This is a genomic window from Streptomyces sp. CLV115 (assembly GCF_038448545.1).
GTDB classification, from domain to species: Bacteria; Actinomycetota; Actinomycetes; order Streptomycetales; family Streptomycetaceae; genus Streptomyces; species Streptomyces sanglieri.
The window spans coordinates 1-2,121 of record NZ_JBCEWQ010000334.1 but is presented as its reverse complement, the minus strand read 5'-3'; the positions used below and the strand labels follow the sequence as shown (position 1 = coordinate 2,121).

2 protein-coding genes and 1 pseudogene are annotated in these 2,121 nt (G+C 72.9%); all 3 read left to right on the top strand.

Annotation, left to right across the window (positions count from 1 at the left end):
• Positions 1 to 15: 15 nt before the first annotated feature.
• A complete protein-coding gene (locus AADR41_RS41950; RefSeq protein ID WP_342287714.1) occupies positions 16 to 981 on the top strand; it encodes an ABC transporter ATP-binding protein in 966 nt (321 codons plus the stop codon).
• Positions 982 to 1,027: 46 nt separating this feature from the next.
• The gene (locus tag AADR41_RS41945; protein ID WP_342287712.1) at positions 1,028 to 1,783 is read left to right on the top strand and encodes an ABC transporter permease; all 756 of its coding nucleotides are present in this window, start codon (positions 1,028 to 1,030) and stop codon (positions 1,781 to 1,783) included.
• A pseudogene (locus tag AADR41_RS41940) lies at positions 1,780 to 2,121 on the top strand (TOMM precursor leader peptide-binding protein); the annotation flags it as partial. The gene AADR41_RS41945 and the pseudogene AADR41_RS41940, both read left to right, overlap by 4 nt.

The window sequence follows — 2,121 nt, the reverse complement described above, 5'->3', positions numbered from 1 at the left end:
CGCAAGGAGAGTTCCATGACCCCCTCCGCCCCCTCCGCCTCCCCGGGCAACCAGGCAGACCCGGACGGCGACCGGTCCGCACCCGCCGTCGCCCTCGACACCGTGCGCAAGACGTACGGGGACCGGCACGCCGTCGACGGGGTGTCGTTCACCGTGCGGCGCGGCGAGTTCTTCGGACTGCTCGGGCCCAACGGAGCCGGCAAGACCACCCTCGTGGAGATCATGGAGGGCCAGCGCAAGGCCGACTCCGGCACCGTCACCGTCCTCGGCACCAGCCCCTGGCCGCGCAACCCCGGACTGCTGCCCCGGCTCGGCGTACAGACCCAGAGCTCGGCGTTCTTCGTCCGCCTCACCGCCCGCGAGCACCTGCGCACCATGGCCGCGCTCTACCGCACGGACCACGCGGCGGCCGACCGGGCACTGGCCTCCGTCGGCCTCACCGAACAGGGCGGAACCCGGGTGGACGACCTCTCCGGCGGTCAGCGCCAGCGCCTGGCCATCGCCTCCGCACTCGTCCACGAACCCGAACTCATCTTCCTGGACGAGCCCACCGCCGCCCTGGACCCGCAGGCCCGGCGCGCGCTCTGGCAAGTGCTGCGCGAACTCAGGAGCGAGGGCCGCACCATCATCTACACCACCCACCACCTCGACGAGGCCGAGGCGCTCTGCGACCGCGTCGCGATCATGGTCGAGGGCTCCGTCGTAGCCCTGGACAGCCCCGCCCACCTCGTCGCCGCCGCCGCACCCACCACCCGGCTCGTCGTCCCCGACGACCGGATCACCCCCGAACAGGCGCGGGCCATCGACGGCGTCGCCGCCGTCACCGAGGAGCCCGGCGCCCTCGTGCTGGAAACCCTCGAATCCGGCAAGGTCCTCGCCGCGATCGACGCCCTGGCCGGGCTGCGCGGGGTACAGACACGCACCGCCGGTCTGGAGGACGTCTACCTGACGCTCACCGGCGGCACCCCGGACACTCCCTGACCCCCCACGCACCGCACCGACTTCAGCAGCGATACGGAGACCCCCGATGAGCGCATACGCGGCGCTGAGCCAGGCCGGATACCGGGCCTACACGCGCGACAAGACCACGCTGTTCTTCACCTTCGCCTTCCCGCTCATCTTCCTCGTCGTCTTCGGCCTGATCTTCCACGGGCAGACGGTCGAGGAGAGCGGCCGCCCCTACATCAACTACATCGCCCCCGGCGTCCTGTCCTGGGGCGTCGGCAACGCCGCCGTGTTCGGCGTCGGCTTCGTCCTCATGCAGTGGCGGCGCGACGACATCCTGCGCCTCATCCGGATGACCCCGACACCGGTCTCCGCCGTCCTCGCCTCCCGGTACGTCCTGGCGCTCGGCATCGGAGCCGTCCAGGCCGTCCTGTTCGTGGCCATCGCCCTGCTGCCCTCCTTCGGTCTGGAGCTGGACGGCCACTGGCCGCTCGCCCTGCCCGTCCTGGTGCTCGGCATCACCGCGTTCCTCGCCCTGGGCGTCATCGTCGGCAGCTACGCCCGCACCCCGGAGGCCGTCGCCGCCGTGGCCAACTGCCTGATGATCCCCATGGCGTTCCTGTCCGGCTCGTTCTTCCCGCTGGACGCGATGCCGGGCTGGATGCAGAACCTCTCCCGGGTGCTGCCGCTGCGCTACCTCAACGACGGGATCTCCGGCTCCCTCACCGGCGCCGGCACCCCCGGCGACATCGGGGTGGCCTGCCTGGTGCTCGCCGGGTTCGCCGTCGTCCTGGGCGCGATCGCGATGAAGACCTTCCGCTGGAGCGACAAGTCATGACGGCAGCCCCCGCCCCACCGCCGGTGCGCGGCGAGACCCCGCTGGAGGACGCCCGCGCCGCCCTGCACGCCGAACTCGCCCGACGCCACCGGGACCTGCCCGCCCCGACGGCCCTGCCCGTCCCGCTCGTCGTCCCGCTCGGCGCCGCCGACACCCTCGGCTTCGGCGCCCCCGACCCGTACGCGGAGCTCCGCCCGGCCGCCAACGTCCAGCTCACCTCCCGCGCCGTACTGATCGGCCCCTGGGGCGGCGGGTCCGGAACCGCGGCCTGCGGCCAGTGCCTCGCCATGCGCTGGCAGCGGCTGCGCAGCCGCTCCGAGCGCGAGGCCCTCGAGAAC

Bases quoted from the DNA above. Each gene is read 5' to 3' on its own strand.
- AADR41_RS41945 (WP_342287712.1), top strand. From the start codon at position 1,028: ATGAGCGCATACGCGGCGCTGAGCCAGGCCGGATACCGGGCCTACACG.
- AADR41_RS41950 (WP_342287714.1), top strand. From the start codon at position 16: ATGACCCCCTCCGCCCCCTCCGCCTCCCCGGGCAACCAGGCAGACCCG.